The 21,600-nt window shown below is 44.3% G+C and carries 17 protein-coding genes; 14 read left to right on the plus strand and 3 right to left on the minus strand.

Annotated elements, in window-relative coordinates; genetic code table 11:
- Positions 1-116 precede the first annotated feature (116 nt).
- Together BDD30_RS19440 and BDD30_RS19445 are read right to left on the minus strand one after the other, a co-directional pair.
- Positions 117-443 carry a hypothetical protein gene (locus BDD30_RS19440; RefSeq protein WP_015834464.1) on the minus strand — a complete coding sequence of 109 codons (327 nt, stop codon included), beginning with the start codon at positions 441-443 and terminating at the stop codon, positions 117-119.
- A 320-nt stretch (positions 444-763) separates the two neighbouring features.
- On the minus strand, positions 764-1,081 hold the full coding sequence (locus tag BDD30_RS19445) for a hypothetical protein (protein WP_015834463.1): 318 nt from the start codon (positions 1,079-1,081) through the stop codon (positions 764-766).
- 618 nt (positions 1,082-1,699) lie between these two features.
- On the opposite strand from BDD30_RS19445, the gene BDD30_RS19450 reads away from it, so the two are divergent.
- Positions 1,700-3,463, plus strand: coding sequence for an acyl-CoA dehydrogenase family protein (locus BDD30_RS19450; RefSeq protein WP_015834462.1), 1,764 nt, complete (start codon positions 1,700-1,702; stop codon positions 3,461-3,463).
- A 120-nt stretch (positions 3,464-3,583) separates the two neighbouring features.
- On the opposite strand, the gene BDD30_RS25110 is transcribed toward BDD30_RS19450, so the two are convergent.
- Positions 3,584-3,682 (minus strand): hypothetical protein, encoded by a 99-nt coding sequence (locus BDD30_RS25110; protein ID WP_231849134.1) that lies wholly within the window; start codon positions 3,680-3,682, stop codon positions 3,584-3,586.
- A gap of 197 nt (positions 3,683-3,879) precedes the next feature.
- Here BDD30_RS25110 and BDD30_RS19460 point away from each other — a divergent pair, with 197 nt between their 5' ends.
- The 13 genes from BDD30_RS19460 to BDD30_RS19520 all read left to right on the plus strand — a co-directional run bounded on the left by BDD30_RS19460 (position 3,880) and on the right by BDD30_RS19520 (position 21,010).
- The gene (locus BDD30_RS19460) at positions 3,880-4,764 is read left to right on the plus strand and encodes a beta-barrel domain-containing protein (RefSeq protein ID WP_249039945.1); all 885 of its coding nucleotides are present in this window, start codon (positions 3,880-3,882) and stop codon (positions 4,762-4,764) included.
- Positions 4,761-5,615: a cysteine peptidase family C39 domain-containing protein gene (locus tag BDD30_RS19465; protein WP_015834460.1), complete on the plus strand. Its 855-nt coding sequence runs from the start codon at positions 4,761-4,763 to the stop codon at positions 5,613-5,615. Before BDD30_RS19460 ends, BDD30_RS19465 begins: the two co-directional genes overlap by 4 nt.
- Entirely contained in the window at positions 5,596-6,504 is a 909-nt protein-coding gene (locus tag BDD30_RS19470; protein ID WP_041381888.1) for an aspartyl protease family protein, read from the plus strand. Before BDD30_RS19465 ends, BDD30_RS19470 begins: the two co-directional genes overlap by 20 nt.
- A 74-nt stretch (positions 6,505-6,578) precedes the next feature.
- Positions 6,579-6,797, plus strand: a complete 219-nt coding sequence (locus BDD30_RS19475) for a hypothetical protein (protein WP_041381887.1) — start codon at positions 6,579-6,581, stop codon at positions 6,795-6,797.
- Between the two features lie 1,132 nt (positions 6,798-7,929).
- A complete protein-coding gene (locus BDD30_RS19480; RefSeq protein ID WP_015834457.1) occupies positions 7,930-8,226 on the plus strand; it encodes a hypothetical protein in 297 nt (98 codons plus the stop codon).
- 13 nt (positions 8,227-8,239) lie between these two features.
- Positions 8,240-10,768 carry a type VI secretion system Vgr family protein gene (locus BDD30_RS19485; protein ID WP_015834456.1) on the plus strand — a complete coding sequence of 843 codons (2,529 nt, stop codon included), beginning with the start codon at positions 8,240-8,242 and terminating at the stop codon, positions 10,766-10,768.
- A gap of 3 nt (positions 10,769-10,771) precedes the next feature.
- Positions 10,772-12,382, plus strand: a complete 1,611-nt coding sequence (locus BDD30_RS19490; RefSeq protein WP_015834455.1) for an esterase/lipase family protein — start codon at positions 10,772-10,774, stop codon at positions 12,380-12,382.
- The gene (locus BDD30_RS19495; protein WP_015834454.1) at positions 12,375-13,454 is read left to right on the plus strand and encodes a T6SS immunity protein Tli4 family protein; all 1,080 of its coding nucleotides are present in this window, start codon (positions 12,375-12,377) and stop codon (positions 13,452-13,454) included. The genes BDD30_RS19490 and BDD30_RS19495 overlap by 8 nt, the downstream gene beginning before the upstream one ends.
- Positions 13,455-13,545: 91 nt before the next feature.
- Positions 13,546-14,631 carry a T6SS immunity protein Tli4 family protein gene (locus tag BDD30_RS19500; RefSeq protein WP_015834453.1) on the plus strand — a complete coding sequence of 362 codons (1,086 nt, stop codon included), beginning with the start codon at positions 13,546-13,548 and terminating at the stop codon, positions 14,629-14,631.
- A gap of 91 nt (positions 14,632-14,722) precedes the next feature.
- Complete coding sequence (locus BDD30_RS19505; RefSeq protein WP_015834452.1) at positions 14,723-15,811, plus strand: T6SS immunity protein Tli4 family protein; 1,089 nt, start codon at positions 14,723-14,725, stop codon at positions 15,809-15,811.
- Positions 15,812-16,019: 208 nt separating this feature from the next.
- Positions 16,020-16,247, plus strand: a complete 228-nt coding sequence (locus BDD30_RS19510) for a hypothetical protein (protein WP_015834451.1) — start codon at positions 16,020-16,022, stop codon at positions 16,245-16,247.
- Between the two features lie 273 nt (positions 16,248-16,520).
- Entirely contained in the window at positions 16,521-17,648 is a 1,128-nt protein-coding gene (locus BDD30_RS19515) for a hypothetical protein (RefSeq protein ID WP_015834449.1), read from the plus strand.
- Positions 17,645-21,010 (plus strand): ImcF-related family protein, encoded by a 3,366-nt coding sequence (locus BDD30_RS19520; protein WP_015834448.1) that lies wholly within the window; start codon positions 17,645-17,647, stop codon positions 21,008-21,010. The genes BDD30_RS19515 and BDD30_RS19520 overlap by 4 nt, the downstream gene beginning before the upstream one ends.
- Positions 21,011-21,600 lie beyond the last annotated feature (590 nt).

The raw sequence follows: 21,600 nt of genomic DNA on the forward strand, positions 1-21,600 counted from the left end.
ATGTTATGCTGAGATAATTTTAAAGAGAAAATGTTGTTTGAATTGATTTAAAAAATCCTCTACGGTGCAGTAGAGGATTTTATCGTAGGTACTTATATCTGACTAAACATAATTATTTAATTTAAAGCTATCTCAACAGTAGTTATAATACAGTTTGTGCTTTCTATTCCAACTTTAATATCTAATCTCTGTGTATAAGCTGAATGCAATAGATTATTAATGTTTTCATCGCTTGATTTTGACCACAGATGACCAGGTTTCCCACAGTTACTGGCTAAATTTCCTTTAAATGTATAAAGATAAAGTGTAGTACTATTTGTTTCAGTTTTCCAATCAGCTTTAAGTTCGTAAACACGAACAATCCCACTGTTGGGTTGAGCTGAAAATGCTGAGGTGCTAATCATGCCAATGAAAATAAACAACATAGATATAAATTTTTTCACAATCTACTCCTGGTTAATAATAAAGGTACTTTGGTAAGTTTGGAGTGTAGATGATGAAGATAATATTTTCATTAGTTTTTTGTTAATATAAAAAGTGATTTGTCTGATAAATAATACCTGAATTTTTATTTATTAAACTCAATGTGTTATTTTCATGGAAATTAGCTTTGTATAGAGAATAAGATAACAATAATAATATGATTATTGTGATTTAAATAAATTTAAAACCCTCTACTTTGCAATAGAGGGTTTTATTATAGAGTTAGGGGGATTAATGCTTATCTATCTTTTTATCCCATTAATAATAATGTGAGAATTAATTACCGTTGTTTAATAACATAAACCGTAGTTATATTACAACTCACATTATCTATGCCAACTTTAATATTTAAATCCTGTGCATAAGCTTGTTTTAATATATCATTGACGTTTTCAGCGCTTGATCCTGACCAAATATAACCTGGTTTTCCACAGTTACTAGCCAAAATTCCACTAAATGTATAAAGATAATGTGAGGGATTTTCCCAATCTGCTTTAATTTCTACAACTTTAACAACGCCGCTATTGGTTTCCGATGAGAATGCAGGGGCGCTAATCATACCAATTAAAATGAATAGCATAGATATCAATTTTTTCATAGTTTACTCCTGGTTAATAATATAAAGAAGGTCTGACGTTTTGCAGTGTAGATTATGAAAATAATCTTTTCATCAACTTCATATTAATATAATAGGTGACTGTCCTGATAAATAATGCCAGAAGTTTTTCCATTAAAAATAAGTAATTGATAAAAATAACGTCAACATTGTTTAAAATAATGAAAAAATTTCCACTAAAAATAAATATTTTCATCATTAAATTAAATGTTTTGTTGCAGATTTATTCTCTGCTTTAGCTAATTTATTAGTTATTTCTTTAACGAATTGATTACCTCTATCTGGTACCATAATCATCAAAAACTAAGATTCATAATCAATTAACCAACTGGTTATATTAAAACAATAAAAATATATTCCCATAGGAAACTATTCATATCAAGATAATTTTGATGATGAAATGATTAATCACCTATTCGAAGGGAATAACGACGACGAGTTATTTACTTGATGAACATGTTTAATATGGATTTATCTACTGGACTATAAGAAAGAAAGTTTTTAACAGGTTATTTCTATTACACTATTAAATAGCTAATATATCCTTCATCTTTCAGGTTGTAGCTTTTATATTGTTATTCTGGTAAAGGTTTCATCGATATGAATAGATCATTGTGTGATTCAGCATCAAAATTAAAGTCTTATTTAGGTATAGGAAATGCAGAAGTATCTGATAGTCTTTTAGAATTACTTAAAAGCAATTGTGATAGTTATCAATCGTCAGTAAAAAAGTTTATAGAACTGCTTAAATATATTCGAAATAATAATATTCATACGAAATCATTTAATGAATTAGTTGCCCTTCATGAACTGGTAGCTCCACATGATTGTGCTGTAGTTTCTATGCTGTCAATTCATTTTAATTTAGCCATAGGTACTATCGCTAACTTAGGATCGCAAACTCCCTATGTCGAAACTCTTTACCAAAAACTTTGTTCAGGTCGTGCTATTGGTGTATATCTAGCGACTGAGCTGGCTCACGGGAATGATCTTATCGCAATCGAAACACAGGCTAATTATCTTCCGGAAAAAGGTGTATTCATGTTGAATTCACCAAGCCAAAATGCCTATAAATTTATGCCTAATACGACACCTTGTGAACTACCAAAAATAGCTGTAGTTTTAGCGCAGTTATATGTATCAGGAAAGAAATATGGTATTTTCCCATTCATTCTCCCTCTGTCGGTAAATGGCAAATTAACGCCTGGAGTTAACATTACTCCACTTGGTGATAAGCCGGGATTTTATTTAGATAATGCAATAACTTCATTTGATCATGTCGAAATTCCTTTTGAAGGACTCCTCGCGGGTAATATGATAACCCTGACCAGAGATGGAAACGTATCATTGCATACTAAAAAATTAATAGAAAGATTCTCGTTAATTATAAATAGAATACATTCAGGGAAGTTATGCATGGCAATGAGTTCAGTGACAGCGGCCAAATCAGCTCTTCATATAACCAACGCATATGGAAATAAACGACAAACGTTTGGCTACTCAGGTATTATGCCAATAATTAATCATTCTCATTTCAAAGAGGGGATTGCCTGGGATACTCTGAGCACGATCACTCACACGTTATACTTAAGAGAGTTAACCAGAAAGGTTTCGGTTATATTATCAGAATCAGTCAAAAACTTTAAATTTTCAGATGAACTACTTATTGAAATCACGACGACTAAGTCGCTGTGTACATGGCGTACACAAGAAATATTACTTAATTGCCGTGAACGTTGTGGGGCACAGGGATTATTTACGATTAACAAAATATCCAGTTATTTGATATCTAATTTTGGTGCAATTACGTCGGAAGGTGATAACTTGGTATTATCATTAAAAGCTGGCGGGATGATTATTCTCAATAAGATGACGAAGATACATAAGACATCCGTCCAGCATGACTTATTTTCCATTTTGAATGGTTATATGAACTTTTTATATAAAAAACTAAACCGACTAGTAGTGGGTAACAATAAGAAAATAAATCTCGATATGTTTAATAAGCATAGTAAAGATTTTCTAGAACTAAGCCAAACCTATGCCGTTTTATCCGTGGTGACGACAACTATTGATGCATACCACGATAATAATGATGATGATTTTTATATGATTATCGAAGGTTATCTTCTCGACTGGATTTATCGTACCATGAGTAACCTCCTGAAGAGTGAAGTGATCAATCTACAGGAATCTCAAAAAATAGATGAGAGACGCATTGAATATATACGTAAGCATGCAGACAGAATAAACGATTATATTACCAATTTTGGCGTGGATAAGATTGGCATTGAAACGCCGATATCGAGTAATGATTATATTTCCTGGTATGCAAATAATCACCATCAGTTAAAAAACAATTAACCGCAGGTAGGGGGGAATAGGTAAAAATGCGGGACACTACCTAAAGTTTAAATTAATTAGAAAAGCCTCTACGGTGAAATAGAGGCTTTTGTTGTTAAACCCAGACGATTAATAATATGCTCAGTTACTCTGTTGTATATTTGAACCGGCAAACAGCCTGGCAAGCTTGGCATGGTGCTTTCCATCGGCTGGCCCGTGGCTGGTGACGGACTCTATCAAGAGCAGCCAGTTTTGCGAGAATAGAAGCAGCGGGTAATGGAACCATTGTTCGTAGTTTTGCTGTTGAAGGGAAAGAAGTTCGCGCTGGAGATGTTATTTTTATCGTTAACATGGAAACTCAAACCGAATATGGGCGTACAAGTCATGAAATTACTTCTGCCTTAAAGTCACAGAAGACGGCAATTAAACGAGAGATCATGCTGAAATCAGAGGCGTCTGATAAGGAAAGTGATTTTCTTACCCAGCTTCTTAAGAATAAGGAAGCGGAGATTCTAGAATTAGACAACTTGATCACAAAATCAACTGAACAAGTCGCATGGCTATTTGACAAAGCTCAGCTTTTCAATAAATTAGTCGGGAAAGGAATAGCACTTGAAACGGATCATATAGAACGTCGTTCTGATTATTATACCGCTTCTGTTCAACTGGCGGCTTACAAACGAGAAAAGGTTAAGTTGCAGGGTGAATCTATTGATATCAGGGCGAGGTTGGCGACAATTCACATTGGACTTGAAACTTCACGTGAAACATTACGTCGAGATATTGCGCGGCTAGATCAAGACTTAGTCTCTACGGAAGAACGAAGGGAACTCTATATAACGTCTCCGATTGACGGTAAGTTAACGGGAATTACTGGATTAGTTGGCAAAAGAATTCGCTCGTCCCAAGAATTGGCGAGTGTTGTACCTACTTCGGGCCGCCCTAAAGTAGAAATCTTTTCCACCTCTGAAGTGATTGGCGAGTTACGAGAGGGACAATCTGTAAAATTACGGTTTGATGCCTACCCATATCAGTGGTTTGGGCAGCATGATGGTATTGTTACTGCAATTTCCACCACATTAGTTGAAGGGAGTTTAGGAACAAGGGATGAGAATAATCGGCAACAGAAACGGTATTTTCAAGTTCATATCCGCCCCAAAAGCGACGGTGTACTCTTAGCGGGAAATATACATCCTTTACGGCCCGGAATGGGGGTCGAAACAGATATTTTTATAAGGAAAAGGCCAATCTACGAATGGATTTTATTACCTCTAAAAAGAATTCATGTCGCGACTCAAGGTAAACCTGGAGATGATGTATGAATGTCACAATGAAAGGCTACTTTGAAGCATTCCGGCACCGTCTTCCCGTGGTGATGCAAACAGAGGCTACAGAATGTGGGCTCGCTTGTGTCGCTATGATTGCAGGTTATTATGGACTTAACATGGATCTGCAAGCACTCCGCAAATACTATCAGGTGTCTTTAAAAGGTATGAACCTGCGCGATATTATAGTATTAGCTGATCGTCTCTCATTAGCTTCTCGTCCAATTCGAGCTGATCTTGATTCTTTAAGTCAGGTAAAAACGCCTTGTATTTTGCATTGGTCTTTTAATCACTTTGTTGTATTAAAGAAATTTTCCCGCCGTGGAGTCATTATTCATGATCCGGCAAAAGGTGAGAGAAGAATTTCTGTTGATGAGTTATCTAAAAAATTTACGGGTATTGCACTTGAGCTTTGGCCAAATAAAGACTTTCAGAAACGTACTGAAAAGAAAACAATTCGATTGCTGGATATGTTTAAAAACGTATCTGGATTATCTCGGGCTTTAGTTCAAGTATTGGCTTTATCATTTTGTATTGAAATAGAAGAGATGCCGATGAAATATGAAACAATGGTTGGAGACATGGGCAGTGCTCTGTCAGGTGGACAGCGACAGCGTATTTCTCTTGCCAGGGCATTGTACAAACGTCCAAAGATATTATTTCTTGATGAAGCAACGAGTGATCTGGATATCGATAACGAAGCAAAAATTAATGACTCAATACGAGAATTAAAGATTACCAGGGTATTTGTAGCCCACCGTCCGACAATGATCGCAATGGCGGATAGGGTTTTTGACTTAAGTATGAACGCAGAAGTGGAGAATCCCCATGTATTTTTCTCTAAGTAAACATATCAAAGTGACTGCATTTGTTGCTTTTTCTTCCATGATGTCATTGTTTGCCACAGACTCTATGGCCTCTGAAAAAGTCATGCATATAAATTTTCAATTTGATGAATTTGCTCTACCGATAGCAAATCTTGAAATTGATGGGAAAACTCAAAATCTTATGATTGATACGGGTTCAACTATAGGTCTCCATTTATCTAAAAATCTTATGTCGAAAATTTCCGGCTTAGTTATCGAACCGGAAAAAGCACGCTCCACTGATCTTACGGGTAAGATTTTTTTAAATGACAAATTTAACATTCCACAGCTTTCGATAAATGGGATGATGTTTAAGAATGTTACAGGGGTTTCATTAACACCATGGGGGATGAAATTAATTGGAGATAATAATCTTCCTTCCTCAATGGTAATTGGTCTTGATTTATTCAAGGGGAAGGCTGTTCTTATTGATTATAAAAGCCGGAAATTATCGGTTTCTGATCATTTACAAGAATTGGGAGTCAATGTGGATAATGGCTGGATAAAATTGCCGCTGAGACTGACTAAAGAAGGCATTGCTGTTAAAGTTTCACAAAACTTTAAGAACTATAACATGGTATTAGATACTGGCGCATCAGTTTCGATGTTTTGGAAAGAAAGGTTGAAATCTCCCTCAACTAATATTTCTTGTCAGGCTGTGGTTCAAGATATGGACAATAAAGGGTGCGTTGCATCGACGTTTCAACTTGACGAAATAGGCGCTAAGGGAATCAAGCTGAATTCGGTATTGGTTGATGGGGGATTTAATCAGTTAAATACTGATGGACTAATCGGGAATAATTTCTTTAATAAATACGCAGTATTAATCGATTTTCCAGGTAAGCAATTATTCATTAAAGAGAACTCGTAGGGATAGATAATGGGAAGATGTTTTTGGTTTGGAAATTGAATCGTAACAACTTTCCCTTATGGCGTTTCTGTAAAATGTGCTGTGTATCGGCGTGTGAAGACGACTTCAACTTACAAGCTATTTGGAAAGGTGAACTGGTACAAAGTGATGCAGACTGGCTGAGTACATTCCCAATATTGAACATAATTCGAGAGGAACTGGAAACGCAAATCGTGACGGGGCAGAATATCAGCTTTCACTTTACTATGTACCATGAACTTGGAGAAAAGGTTATCGCGGTTAAGAAAGGATAACCTGGAGTTTGAAAGGCAGAAAGAACGTGAATAGTAAATGGTTCAATCGTTCGTGGTTTTTCTAAAGTCAGACTTAACAATGTCGATGAGACGATCGGTATTTACATCAACAGTATTGATGGCTTATATCCAGTAAGTTACCGAAACCTCAACTTAGTACCTATACTCAATAGATTTCGAGTTGCAGCGCGGCGGCAAGTGAACGCATCCCCAGAAGCATAGATAACTCTGTGACTGGGGTAAGTGAAAGCAGCCAACAAAGCAGCAGCTTGAAAGATGAAGAGTATATACCCTATGGATTTCAAGATGCATCGCGACGGCAAGGGAGCGAATCCCCGGGAGCATAGCGAACTATGTGACCGGGGTGAGTGAGTGCAGCCAACAAAGAGGCAGCTTGAAAGATGACGGGTATAGAATGGATATTGTAGACACCGGCCTATACTGGGATATTTGCAATTAAAAGTTTGCCTTTATAAAAGGAAGTATTTTGTCCTAATACCACTCATTTAAATAAACTTGGATGAGTCAGTTTAAACAGCCAGCAATTTATGTTGGCTGTTTAAAATAACATATGATCTACTGATAATAAAACTATTCATGTCCTGTTTTGACTTGTATAACCGAATTTATTCTTATTTTCTTAACCTAATTGATAATCATTCTTTTCTTACTCCCGTTTTATGATATACCCAATAGATTTCGAGTTGCAACGCGGCGACAAGTGAACGCATCCCCGGGAGCATAGATAACTCTGTGACCGGGGTGAGTGAGTGCAGCCAACAAAGCAGCAACTTGAAGGATGAAGGGTATATATTGTTAGTTGTCTTATTCTTTGTTATAGAGTAACTCATTGTAAAATAAAGGTAATTATATTTACATCATCATTGATCTGTCCTGACATAATAGAGTTTTCTATCCCTTCCATTTTCCAAAAACAAATGCAACCCTTTTGTTTAAATAAATATCGTGTCGTTTAAGTTAGGTTTATATATTATGTGTTTAATATGGTTATGTTCAGTCTTTACGGCTGACCTGATTTAAACAAAAAGTGCTTTCTGACAAAAATTATCTTGATTTTATACTAATCTGTTTAGAAAATCGCCGGGGTTAAGAAATAACTGATTGGGTCAGTGTGCATATTTATTTTGACGGACATGATCGCTTTGCTCTTATTTTCTGCCGGCTAAAGGTCTGCTTGGAAATAGCGGGATTCGGTTTTTCATTGCTGCAATGCGTGATGACATCACCAGGATATTTTGCGTTTTGTTTTATGACTGAGGCGGGGTTGGTGGTACCACGTTTTCAAGCCGAAATATCCCAATCCCGTCTTAATATTAAATGGGATTGGCATACCCGTAATAGACAAAGAAAAGTGGCATGGCCGCTGAGAGTATTTCTCGAATATCGTTTTTATCTTTTACTGAAATAACGGAGAACCCGCCATGACTGTTTCAACCCCGGCGCTTATCTTTGAGCACAGTCGCTACAAACTCGACGTACGGAAGAACACCGCGCCGCTGGATATCCTGGCCTTTACCGGGCGGGAAGCATTAAGCCAGCCTTTTTGTTACACCATTGAATTCACCAGCCCGGTGAAAACGATTGAGCCGGGGCAGATGCTGATGCATAAAGCGGCGTTTACCCTGCACTCGCCGCGGGTGAATCCCGGTATCCGGGGCATGCCGATAATCCCGCCCATGCCGCTGCGCACCCTTTACGGCGTGATTAGCCGTTTCAGATTGCTGTCTACCTCGCATGACGAAAGCCGGTATGAAGTGACACTGGTGCCCCGGCTGGCGCTGTTGGCGAACAGTCATCAGTCGGCGATTTACCAGAATATGTCGGTGCCAGAAATCGTGGAAAAAATCCTGCGGGAGCGGCACGGCTTCCGGGGCCAGGATTTTCTGTTCACGCTGGCGCGCACTTACCCGAAGCGGGAGCAGGTGATGCAGTACGGCGAGGATGACCTGCGATTTGTGCAACGGCTGCTGGCGGAAGTGGGTATCTGGTACAAACTGACGGCGGACGAACGGCTGAAAATTGACGTGGTGGAGTTTTACGACAAACAGCGTCACTACCAGTTTAACGTCTACCTGCCGGCCCTGGACCCGTCGGGCATGCATGGCCGGGACACAGATGCGGTGTGGGGTATGGAAACCGCGCATCAGGTGGTGGAAGGGAAAATCTTGACCCGGGATTACAACTACCGCGATGCACAGCCGCAATACGGGATGGATGTGGAGGCGGATGTGACGCGGGGAGACCCGACGGTTTACGGAGAAGCGTACCATTACATCAATCACTACCGGGTGCTGGGAAACCGTTACGCCATTGAACCGGAAGCGGAAAGCGGGGTGTTTTATGCCCGGCTGCACCATGAGCGCTACCTGAATCAACAGACCCGGCTGCGGGGATTAACCACCTCGGCCACGCTGGTACCGGGGCAGGAGTTGAAAGTGCAGGGTGAGGCCCCTGAAGTGTTTCGTCAAGGGGTGATTATCACCGAGATAACCAGCAGCGCCCGCCGGGATGCAAGTTTTGTCATGGCGTTTACTGCCATCCCCTATTCAGAAACCGTGTGTTTTCGTCCGGCATTAATTCCGAAGCCGGTGATGGCGGGCACGCTGCCGGCGCGGGTAAGCAGTACCACCGTGAATGACCGGTACGGGGATATCGACAAAGACGGGTTGTATCGGGTGTCATTTGACTTTGACCGGGCGACTTGGCCGCAGGGGGGAGAAAGCCTGTGGGTGCGATTAGCCCGGCCCTACGCGGGTGACACCTACGGTTTTCACTGGCCGTTGCTGATTGGCACGGAAGTGGCGATTGCGTTTGAAGGGGGCGACCCGGACCGGCCTTATATCGCTCACGCACTGCATGACTCGAAACACCCCGACCCCGTCACGCTGTACAACTACAAACGTAACGTCCTGCGCACGCCGGCGAATAACAAATTGCGGATGGATGACGAGCGCGGGAAGGAGCACATCAAACTCAGTACTGAATACGGTGGCAAGAGCCAGCTCAATCTGGGGCATCTGGTGGACAGCCAGCGTCCGCACCCGAATAAACGGGGCGAAGGCTTCGAGCTGCGTACCGATGACTGGGGCGCAATCCGCGCGGGTAAGGGGTTGTTTATCAGTGCGGATAAACAAGCCACTGCCGGGGGACCGGTGCTGGAGATGCAGGCGGCAATTAGTCAATTACAGCAAGCACAGGCGTTAACGGAAGCCTTACGCGGTGCGGCAGAAACCGCTCAAGCTGAATTAGCAGATTTGCAGCATCAGAAAGCGTTATTGAGTGACACCTTAACGGAACTGAAAAAATCAGCGCTGTTACTTTCCGCGCCGGAGGGGATTGCCCAAACGACGGCGAAAAGTCTGCAATTGTCTGCGGGGGACAATGTCATTGTCACCAGTGGTAAAAATACTGATTTCAGCGTACTGAAAAAATTCACGGTGGCTGCCGGTGGGATGATTAGCCTGTTTGCTGAAAAGCTGGGGATCAAACTGTTTGCCAGTCGAGGTCGGGTAGAGATTCAGGCGCAGGGTGATGCGATGGGACTCGAGGCGTTGAAAGACATCACGGTAAGCAGTCATGAGGGCAAAGTGATCATCAGTGCAAAACAGGAGATTTTGCTGGCCTGTGGCGGGGGATATATTCGGATTGGCAACGGGCAGGTGGAATGCGGTGCTCCGGCTCACATTATCCAGCGGGCAGGGGAATGGCAGAAGTTCGGCGGACAGAGTTTTAATCAGATGGCTTCCCAACGTGAGACCACGGATTTTTCTATAACACCGCAGGTCCTCTGGGCTTTTGATGATTCACCAGTGAATAACCAAAACGGACTTTTGCATAACCAAGACAATAGTCAGCAACCATTAACAACAGGTTCTGACGGTGAAACCGCTAAACAGCAGCAATTAGGTGTGGAAAAAATGAAATTCTATTTAACAGAAGATAAGGAGTGATTGATGACAGATTCATCAGAAAAAGTGATTGTTACCCCGGTCTATGACGAACATGGCAGGCTGTATTACCCGTTGGTTAACGCGGCCAGTGAAAAAAATCTGAAAGCCATCTGTTATAAGGTGCCAAACCGGGTGATCCCGGTGATTTTTCTGCCCGGGGTAATGGGAAGTAATTTGCAGGATCAAAAGGGAACGTCAGTTTGGCGTTTAAACAGCAAAGTGGGTGCCTTGATGGACTGGCTTTTCAAGGGCGCAGAAGATCGAAAAAAGTTACTTGATCCAGAGAATACCTTTGTCGATTCACGGGGAAGGGTGGATGACAATGATAAAGAAGGTCCTAAATTTCCTTCGCGGGAAGAACGGGGCTGGGGGCAGGTAGCCTATATGAGTTACGGCAAGTTTTTGCCCTGGCTTCAGGCGGCGCTGGATGATCAAGATGATTTATTGAAAAACCGGCTGGAAAATAATGGTGAAAAGACACTGCGTCAGCAACTGGAGTTTATGGATTTACAGGCTGAGACAGGGGAAGCCAGACTGACACCGGATGAAATTAAGCTGAGTTATCAGTATCAGTTTCCGGTTCATGTGATGGGGTATAACTGGCTTCAATCTAATGCGGAGTCAGCAAACCAGTTGGTGAGCTATATTCACCAGGTAGTTACGGGCTATAAACGGCGGGGTCAGCCTTGTGAAAAGGTGATACTGGTCACGCATTCAATGGGGGGGCTGGTAGCGCGTCACTATTCAGAAATATTGGGGCGATGTACCAAGATTCTGGGAATTGTGCATGGCGTGATGCCGACATTTGGTGCGCCGACAGCCTATAAGCGGATGAAAACGGGTGAAGCTAGCTTAGCGGGATTAGTGATAGGTAAAGATGGTGCACAGTTTACTGCTGTGATGGCGCAGTCACCGGGACCACTCCAGTTGTTGCCCGGTCTGGGATACGGCAAGTGGTGGTTGAAGATTGATGATGGAAATACACGCCATAGCTTACCGGAGCGTGATCCTTATGAAGAAATTTACTTACAGCGCGATAAGTGGTGGGGATTATGCGAAGAACGTTTCATTAACCCGGAAAATAAGACAAAAAACCGGGCGGTAATGCAGGCAGATTGGGATAAATATCATGATTTATTGTTGACGCAAGTTCGGCCTTTTATCGAAAAGTTAACTGGCTGTTACCACAGCAATACCTATGCTTTTTATGGTAACAGTACGAAATATCGCTCTTATGGCACCGTCCGCTGGGTAGCCCGTAAAGATTATTTTAATCGGCCAAGTAATCCTGAACGGGCATTTAATAGCCCGATATTTGACCCGGCTGGTGCGGAGTTTTCAGATACGCGCAGTGTCAGATATCCGATGAAACCGGGCAATGACTATTCTCTGATACAGACTTTTGCGATAGCGGACCCGCAGGAGCCGGGTGATGGCACGGTACCCGTTCAGGGCGGGAAGTTTACCACTATTGGCTTGCGTTCAATATTGGGGGCGGAGGTTGAGCATGAAAATGCTTATGATACCGACAAAACGCGTTTTTTTACCCTGCGAGCGATTGTCAAGATAGCGCAGTCTATTAAACAAACTTCTCTGGCCTACCCTGATGAATAGAAAAAAAGTACTTGTTATTGCGATGACCAGCCTGCTTGTGCTGGTGTCTTACGGGGTGTGGCACCGGTTACAGCCTTATCCCCCACATACTGTATTAAATCAGAAGGAACAATTAGCTGTGGATAAATTATTAGCAAACTTACAAACCCGTTGCATCGGTCGGTACTTGGTTGATCTGCCCGCAAATTATAGCGATACCGTGAATGCAGCGCGGGTGAATGATAATTGGATAGAAACTCAACGGCTCTATTTGCCTGCTTTTGAACAACGTATCCAATTGCGGGAGCAGGCATTACGGCAGATGGTGACGTCATATCCCATTGATATGCCCTATTTAAAAAATACTTACCGTTTACCTCAGGGGATGCAGGGGATTATTTTTGAGCGTATGCAAAATCAAAGTGTCCCGGATGTCGTCCGGGTATTGGAAGCTCATCTATATAGTAACGGGGTGGCAATAAAAGTGGAAATGGAAGCGAAGGATGGCTCTGCGGCACGTTATGATAAGGATCGGGAAATGCATCCTAATGTCTATACCAATACCGTACCAAAGAAACTGGAAGAACTTAAAGATTTATTATCCCGTATACAGGGACGTGCAGAAACGGAAATCCCGACGACGGCGGGAAGTTGTATCTCCAATGCGTTTATTGCTGATAACCAGAGGGACAAAGAAGATATAGATTTATTGTATAAAACGAACCCGGATAATTATTTGAATGTCAGAATTAATACCAATAACTATATCCGGGAGAAAGACAGTATGCTGGAGCGCATTGGTGTAATTAAAGCAGCCCTGTACCGGGGGCATATTTTCCGTAAAGGCGTGCGAAAAATTAATGGGCTGGATACCGAGGAATTATTGGCGGTGGGGTTGCAGCAGATTAGTGATGATCCGCGTTATCAGTTTACATTATTGGCTAATGAGAAAACGGGTGGAAAAAAAACACCGGTATTTGATTTGACGGTGGTTAATGATGAAAAGATACCGACAGCCTATACCCAGAATGAAATAGTGGCATTTTGGGATGCAATTAGCCAGACCCTCAGAGTCAGGCCGGGCGCTTTTTAATTTGCTCATTAAGAACATTGCCTTCCGGTTTATTCTGCGGGCAATTATCAAATAGTGCAATTTGTTGACCAAACTTTTCTGGTTTATTTCAATGAATAGAAAAAAAGTACTTGTACTTGTTATTGCGATGACCAGCCTGCTTGTGCTGGTGTCTTACGGGGTGTGGCACCGGTTACAGCCTTATCCCCCACATACTGTATTAAATCAGAAGGAACAATTAGCTGTGGATAAATTATTAGCAAACTTACAAACCCGTTGCATCGGTCGGTACTTGGTTGATCTGCCCGCAAATTATAGCGATACCGTGAATGCAGCGCGGGTGAATGATAATTGGATAGAAACTCAACGGCTCTATTTGCCTGCTTTTGAACAACGTATCCAATTGCGGGAGCAGGCATTACGGCAGACAAGAACAACGAAGGATATTAATATGCCCTATTTAAAGAATATTTATTCTGTTCCTCAGGGGATGAAAGGGATTATTTTTGAACGCATAGAAAATGTAAGCGTTGATGATGCATTCAGAGTGCTGGAGGCTTACTTGTACAGTAATGGGGTAGCAATTAAAGTAGAAATGGAGACGACAAATGGTTCAGCCGCTCGCTATGATAAAGACAGGACATCCTACCCTGCTGTATATGCCAATACAACTCAGAAAGATTTAGCTACATTGAGGGACTTATTATCCCGTATACAGGGACGTGCAGAAACGGAAATCCCGACGACGGCAGGAAGTTGTATCTCCAATGCATTTATTGCTGATAACCAAAGTGATAAAGAAGATATAGGCTTATTGTATAAAACGAACCCGGATAATTATTTGAATGTGAGAATTCAGACGAATAACTATATCCGGGAGAAAGACAGTATGCTGGAGCGCATTGGTGTAATTAAAGCAGCCCTGTACCGGGGGCATATTTTCCGTAAAGGCGTGCGAAAAATTAATGGGCTGGATACCGAGGAATTATTGGCGGTGGGGTTGCAGCAGATTAGTGATGATCCGCGTTATCAGTTTACATTATTGGCTAATGAGAAAACGGGTGGAAAAAAAACACCGGTATTTGATTTAACAGTGGTTAATGATGAAAAGATACCGACAGCCTATACCCAGAATGAAATAGTGGCATTTTGGGATGCAATTAGCCAGACTCTCAGAGTCAGGCCGGGCGCTTTTTAATTTGCTCATTAAGAACATTGCCTTCCGGTTTATTCTGCGGGCAATTATCAAATAGTGCAATTTGTTAACCAAGCTTTTCTGGTTTATTTCAATGAATAGAAAAAAAGTATTTGTACTTGTTATTGCGATGGCCAGCCTGCTTATGCTGGTGTTTTACGGGGTGTGGCACCGGTTACAGCCTTATTCCCCACATACTGTATTAAATCAGAAGGAACAATTAGCTGTGGATAAATTATTAGCAAACTTACAAACCCGTTGCATCGGTCGGTACTTGGTTGATCTGCCCGCAAATTATAGCGATACCGTGAATGCAGCGCGGGTGAATGATAATTGGATAGAAACTCAACGGCTCTATTTGCCTGCTTTTGAACAACGTATCCAATTACGGGAACAGGCATTACGGCAGATGGAGACGTCATATCCCATTGATATGCCCTATTTAAAAAATACTTATTCTGTCCCTCAGGGGATGAAAGGGATTATTTTTGAGCGTATGCAAAATCAAAGTGTCCCAGATGCGGTCAGAGTATTAGAAGCCCATATATATAGCAATGGCGTGGCGATTAAAGTGGAAATGAAAGCGACAAATGCTTCCGCTGCACGTTATGATAAAGATCGGCAGATTCATCCTGATATTTATAATAATGATGTACCAACTAAACTGGCTGAACTGAGGGACTTATTATCCCGTATACAGGGACGTGCAGAAACGGAAATCCCGACGACGGCGGGAAGTTGTATCTCCAATGCATTTATTGCTGATAACCAAAGTGATAAAGAAGATATAGGCTTATTGTATAAAACGAACCCGGATAATTATTTGAATGTGAGAATTCAGACGAATAACTATATCCGGGAGAAAGACAGTATGCTGGAGCGCATTGATGTAATTAAAGCGGCCCTGTACCGGGGGCATATTTTCCGTAAAGGTGTGCGAAAAGTTAATGGGCTGGATACCGAGGAATTATTGGCGGTGGGGTTGCAGCAGATTAGTGATGATCCGCGTTATCAGTTTACATTATTGGCTAATGAGAAAACGGGTGGAAAAAAAACACCGGTATTTGATTTGACGGTGGTTAATGATGAAAAGATACCGACAGCCTATACCCAGAATGAAATAGTGGCATTTTGGGATGCAATTAGCCAGACTCTCAGAGTCAGGCCGGGCGCTTTTAAATAGCGATAAAAATATGCTTCAAATTAAAATCCTGATAGGAATATCTAGATAACGGGAATGAGGGTGAATCAGGATGATAAAGCCTGATTATTCACTTTTCGTTTAATGGTGAAGATTGAATAAAGAATATTTGACTAAATTTATTGACGATTGTGGCTATTCTCTCTGTGGGAGGCCGTTTTTTTAATAATGAATTAATGAGAGGTTCAATGTGATTAAATTCGATTTTTGGGAGACAGTATTAATCTGTATTTTTCTTGCTTTCTATTATGCATGGCCGATCATCATGATTATTGATGGTTATGTCATTTATCGGACTGTGCAAGGCATTAAGCAAAAGAAATACAAACGTCTCCTGTTTTTAATTCCGGTTGCGGCGTTACTGAGTGGGCCGCTTATTTATTTTTTCATTCAATGGCTAAAGATATGGCTCTATTAAGATTACAGTCAATAACGGGGTATCTCGGTATAACATATTATTTCCCGATACTTGAAGATTCATTCAATTATTTTGATAACCAAGAGAGGATATCCCCATGTCTGCTATTGTTTATTTAGGTGATGCCACCGTTCGAAATGACAAAGTGATCACCGCTTCTTCAACAATATATTTCAACCGTAAAGGCCGTTCTGTAGTAGTGCAATATTGTTGTTGCCAGTGGAGGAGTTGTGTATTGAGTTCAATGTCTTATCACTATGTCGAGTTATTATCATGAGCTGGCCGATTCCTGAAATCCCCTCACTTCGCGTTGTGGCACCTGTGCGTTATGGGGTGTGGGGGATTATTTTACTGTTGATGCTAACGATAGGCACCGGCATAGCACTGATGCTGATAGAACCCCCCGATTTCTTGCAGGTTGTATTGCATGGCAGTCTGCCGGCCTTTTTCGGCTGGCTGATGTTATTTGGTGCGGCATTGAATCGCTATGAACGATTTTGTACCGCATCGCAAGCCTGGGAAGCGGCCAGTGAGGAAACTCATTTTCAGTGGCAGCAATGGAGCAGAAAGCAACTGGCGGTGGTTGGCAATGTGATTCTGACGCCAGAACCGCAGGGCATTGCTCCTCTATTGGGGGAGCAGAAAAATATACCAGCCTTTCCCGATACCGGACGGGCGCTGTCTGTGCCATCAATGGATTTCCGGCAGTTACTGGCGCAAGTGGATCAGGATTTTGAGCAACAGTGTCCGGGGTATCGCCAGCTTTTGCACACCATTTATCTCGCTGACGTTCCTTCGACGGATTTGTTCCATGATAGCGAGTGTGTGCAACAACTGTGGGGGATGGCGCCCACGCAAATAGAACACCGGGAGGCAATAACCTCGTTATACGATAAGGCTGCTTTTGAGGGGCTGATAATGGTTATCGCCTGCCAGTGCTGGCCTGTTACAGGGGGTAAAAAAGCGTACAGCGAATTTTTGTCTGCGCAGTTGTTTTCCTCGACGGCATTTGCCGCCCAGAAAAAGTTAAACATTCTGGCTGGCATGGGAAGGGAATTACCTTCAGTTCCGCAGGAAATAAAGAAAGATTTCAAGATGTTATTTGAATATAACCGCATTGATAAAAGCAATATGCGGCATCTCTGGGTCACAGGAGTTTCTCAAGACGCGCTGACTGAACTAATGATGGAGGGTCATGATAGCCCATTCCATTTTGCCCCGGAAAATCCTGTGCATTTAATTGACCGTACTTTTGGTCCGCCGGGGCCGCTGTCGGTGTTTCTGGCCTCAGCCATGCTGACGGAGGCCGTTGGCCTGACAAACAGTGACCATATTATTATCAATCAATTACCTGAGGGTAACGCGATACTTTATTTAATGACGAAGGAATTACATTTATGAAAGCGAATCACTACCACCATGGCCTTTGGGGATATGTTTTTATTACTCTGAGTCTGGCCGGAGTATTTTTTTTGCTGATTTATCTTAATCAAACGTTGCTGGCGGAAAAAGGGCTGCTTGAACTCGCGTGGTATGCCGGTGCTGTGGTTTCTCTGGTCATACTGACCGGTTTATTGGGCAGCAAGATCTGGGAGCATATATGGCAAAATAAAGCACAACAAAAATTCCGGCCAGAGACTCAACAGGCCAAGATTATCCCCAGTCAGTCTGCGTTAATACTGAGTGAATTAGGTGCCCGCCTGCACCGCCGTTACGGTCGGTTCTGGTGGTTCAAAGTGCGTATTTTGCTGGTGATGGGGGAGGGGGAACAGGTGGAGGCGATTGCGCCGGGGCTGACTGCCGGACACTGGCTGGAGGGCCATCGCACGCTGTTGGTGTACGGCGGCAGTGTGCAGAGTGAGCCGGATGCTGCCCAGTTGGCGGCCCTGCGTCGGTTGCGCCGTTTCCGGCCACTGAATGGGGTGGTTTGGGCGCTGACCGAAACCCAGAGTGCCCAGCCGGTTTTGATGGACAAGGCGCTGCGGATGTTACAGAAACAGGCCCAGCAGTTACGCTGGCAGGCACCGGTTTATTTGTGGCAGGTGTGTCACAGTGTCTGGTCGCAGGAAGACCGTGTCACTCAGCCGGTGGGCTGCTTTTTCCCGGAACGCACGACACCGGAAGCGGTGGCGGCACAATTACAGCGACTGATTGACCCGATGCGCCGGCAGGGCATGCAGCAACTGTTGGCAAAAAATGCCCATGATTTTCTGTATCGCCTGTCGTCTACTTTGGAAAAGCAGGGAATGGCTCACTGGCGTGATGTGCTGACGCCGGTATTGCAGGAATATGCGGATGTCGTGTTGTTGCGGGGGCTGATGTTCAGTCTGCCGGTCAGAGTCAATCAAGATGGCGCGCCCCAGAGCTGGCTGCCGGACCCGGTATGGCAGGGGGTACTCAGTGACTGCCGGCAGGCCCCCGGCAGACGGCTGGGATGGGTTCAGAAACGGCAGGTTTATCACGGCCTGATGGCGTTGGCGTTGTTGTGGGGGGCGGGTATGGTGCTGTCATTTTTCAGCAACCGCGACCAGATAATGGTCGTCCAGGCGGCGGTGGCGGACCTGAAAACGCACCCGGCCGCATCCGGGGCTGAACTGATGGCGTTAAACACGCTGCGCAATGAAGTGGGCCGGTTGCAGTCCCGGGTGGAACACGGGGCGCCCTGGTATCAGCGTTTTGGTCTGAATCAGAATGAGACGCTGCTGGCGAGGGTGATGCCGGATTACACCGAAGTGAATAACCGGCTGATACGGGATAAAGCCGCGGCGGTGTTGCAGGCGAAACTGAGAGCGCTGGTGAATTTACCGCCGAACAGTCCGCTGTGGGCGAATCGGGCGACAGCCGGTCATGACCTGTTGAAAGCCTACCTGATGATGGCCCGCCCGGAGAAAGCGGAGGGGGCATTTTTAACCCGGATACTCAGTGAAAATGAACCGGCCCGGGCCGGGATTGCGTCGGGTATCTGGCTGAGTGCGGTGCCGGATTTATGGGATTTTTACGCGCACAATCTGGCGGCCCATCCGGCATGGAAAATCACCCCGGATACGGACTTAATCCGGCAGGTGCGTCAGAAACTGTTGACCCAGTTAAGCCGTCACAATGCGGATGCCACGCTCTACCAGCAGATGCTGCAATCGGTGGCGAAGGATTATGCGGACTTGACGCTGAGGCAGATGACCGGCGACACGGAAGCGGCGCGGTTGTTTACCACGGATAAAGTGGTGCCGGGGATGTTTACCCGTCAGGCATGGGAAGGGCAGATACAGACAGCGATTGATAAGGCGGTGGCTTCCCGGCGTGAAGCGATTGACTGGGTGCTGAGTGACCGCCATCAGACCGTCCCGGCGGCGGTGTCACCGGCGGAGCTGAAAGCCCGGCTGACCGAACGTTACTTTACGGATTTTGCCGGGGCGTGGCAGACGTTTCTGAACAGCCTGCGCTGGAATACAGCCCAGAGTCTGTCGGCGGTGGTCGACCAGTTAACCCTGATGGCGGATGCGCGTCAGTCCCCGCTGATAGCGTTGATGAACACGGTGGCGTATCAGGGGCAGACGGGTCAGCAAGGCGCCACGTTATCGGATTCACTGGTGAAATCGGCGAAAGCGCTGTGGAATAAAAAAACGCCCCCGGGGATTGTCCCGCAGGCGGCAGGCACGCCGGGACCAATGGAGGCGACCTTTGGGCCACTGCGGGCATTGATGGGAGACAGTCAGACGGACGGGGGAATGAAGGCGGATAGCAGCCTGAATTTACAGACCTTTCTGACGCGGGTCACACAGGTGCGACTGACACTGCAACAGATGAACACCAGTGATGACCCGCCGGCCATGGCGAATACGCTGGCCCGGGCGGTATTTACCGGGAAAAGCACGGCGTTGACAGAGACGCAGGGTTATGGGCGTCTGATAGCGGCCAGTCTGGGGGAACAATGGCAGGGGTTGGGTCAGACGCTGTTCGTGCAGCCGTTAACGCAGGCGTGGCAGGGGGTACTGAACCCGGCGGCGGCGAATCTGAATACGCAGTGGCAGACGGCGATAGTGGACAGCTGGAACAGGGCGTTTGCGGGGCGTTATCCGTTTGCTGGGGGGGAGAGTGAAGTGTCGTTACCGATGCTGGGGCAGTTTATCCGGTCGGATTCGGGGCGGATAGAGCAGTTTCTGAACCGTCAGCTAGGCGGGATACTGCATAAAGCGGGCAACCGTTGGAGGGTGGATGAGGTGAACAGTCAGGGGTTGCGGATTAACCCGCGGTTTTTGCAGGCGGTGAATCAGCTGAGTCAGTTATCGGATGTGCTGTTTGCGGATGGCAGTCAGGGGTTACGGTTTGAGCTGCGGGCGAGAGCGGTGCGGGATGTGGCGGAAACTGACCTGACGATAGACGGCCAGCCGCTGCGTTACTTTAACCAGATGGAAAGCTGGCAGCGTTTTCGCTGGCCGGGGGAGACTTACCGACCGGGGGTGATGCTGAGCTGGACGAGTGTGAATGCGGGGTCCCGTTTATTTGGGGATTATCAGGGGAACTGGGGGCTAATTCGCTGGCTGGCGCAGGCGAAAGTGGAGAGGCTGGATGAGAGTCGTTATCAGTTAACGTTTATGGCCCCGGATGGTTTGCCGCTGAGGTGGATTTTACGCACGGAAATGGGGAGTGGCCCGCTGGCGTTGCTGAAACTGCGGGGCTTTCAGTTGCCGAAGGCGATTTTTGAGGTGGCACCGGGTCAAGAGAGGCCAGCCGAGACGACTGATGAGGACTGGGCGGCGGAATAAGGCAGATAGCTCTGGTTTGGAAATTATCCGTATGTTGTTCATTACCGCACTGATTTATCACCATGACGCAGTGAAAATAATGACAGCGGGCGGTCACCGGTAAAATAGGGATAAATTGAGTCGATAGGATAATAATATTCTGATTAATGTATCGTGCTTTATTCGTGGATGGATAGACTGGCAACAAAATTATTTTTGTTGCCCAGTTTCAACCGACATCGTTTATTTTCATTCGCATAAATTAATTGATAATCATTCTTTTTCTCACGCTGATTTTATTGTATCTATTGCTGGCCTGAAAAATAATAGACCTTGTTCGCGGGTGTGATGTCATTTATTGAAAGAAATAAATTATGCGATTTTCATTATCATGGCATTGTTCGGCAATAATCGAATTTTTCCGCCCTGCTATCTTACGAAGATACATGCCATCTTTTTATTCAACAAAAGGTATGTCGTTTAGGTTTGATTGATATATTGTGTGTTTAATATGGTGATGTTCAGTCTTTACGGCTGACCTGATTTAAACAAAAAGTGCTTTCTGACAAAAATTATCTTGATTTTATACTAATCTGTTTAGAAAATCGCCG

This window comes from Photorhabdus asymbiotica (assembly GCF_003634575.1).
GTDB lineage: Bacteria > Pseudomonadota > Gammaproteobacteria > Enterobacterales > Enterobacteriaceae > Photorhabdus > Photorhabdus asymbiotica.

What these genes read in the sequence shown, in the direction of transcription:
- BDD30_RS19445 (WP_015834463.1), bottom strand. Translation starts at nt 1,081, where the DNA reads ATGAAAAAATTGATATCTATGCTATTCATTTTAATTGGTATGATTAGC.
- BDD30_RS19450 (WP_015834462.1), top strand. Translation starts at nt 1,700, where the DNA reads ATGAATAGATCATTGTGTGATTCAGCATCAAAATTAAAGTCTTATTTA.
- BDD30_RS19460 (WP_249039945.1), top strand. Translation starts at nt 3,880, where the DNA reads ATGCTGAAATCAGAGGCGTCTGATAAGGAAAGTGATTTTCTTACCCAG.
- BDD30_RS19465 (WP_015834460.1), top strand. Translation starts at nt 4,761, where the DNA reads ATGAATGTCACAATGAAAGGCTACTTTGAAGCATTCCGGCACCGTCTT.
- BDD30_RS19470 (WP_041381888.1), top strand. Translation starts at nt 5,596, where the DNA reads ATGTATTTTTCTCTAAGTAAACATATCAAAGTGACTGCATTTGTTGCT.
- BDD30_RS19475 (WP_041381887.1), top strand. Translation starts at nt 6,579, where the DNA reads ATGTGCTGTGTATCGGCGTGTGAAGACGACTTCAACTTACAAGCTATT.
- BDD30_RS19485 (WP_015834456.1), top strand. Translation starts at nt 8,240, where the DNA reads ATGACTGTTTCAACCCCGGCGCTTATCTTTGAGCACAGTCGCTACAAA.
- BDD30_RS19490 (WP_015834455.1), top strand. Translation starts at nt 10,772, where the DNA reads ATGACAGATTCATCAGAAAAAGTGATTGTTACCCCGGTCTATGACGAA.
- BDD30_RS19495 (WP_015834454.1), top strand. Translation starts at nt 12,375, where the DNA reads ATGAATAGAAAAAAAGTACTTGTTATTGCGATGACCAGCCTGCTTGTG.
- BDD30_RS19500 (WP_015834453.1), top strand. Translation starts at nt 13,546, where the DNA reads ATGAATAGAAAAAAAGTACTTGTACTTGTTATTGCGATGACCAGCCTG.
- BDD30_RS19505 (WP_015834452.1), top strand. Translation starts at nt 14,723, where the DNA reads ATGAATAGAAAAAAAGTATTTGTACTTGTTATTGCGATGGCCAGCCTG.
- BDD30_RS19515 (WP_015834449.1), top strand. Translation starts at nt 16,521, where the DNA reads ATGAGCTGGCCGATTCCTGAAATCCCCTCACTTCGCGTTGTGGCACCT.
- BDD30_RS19520 (WP_015834448.1), top strand. Translation starts at nt 17,645, where the DNA reads ATGAAAGCGAATCACTACCACCATGGCCTTTGGGGATATGTTTTTATT.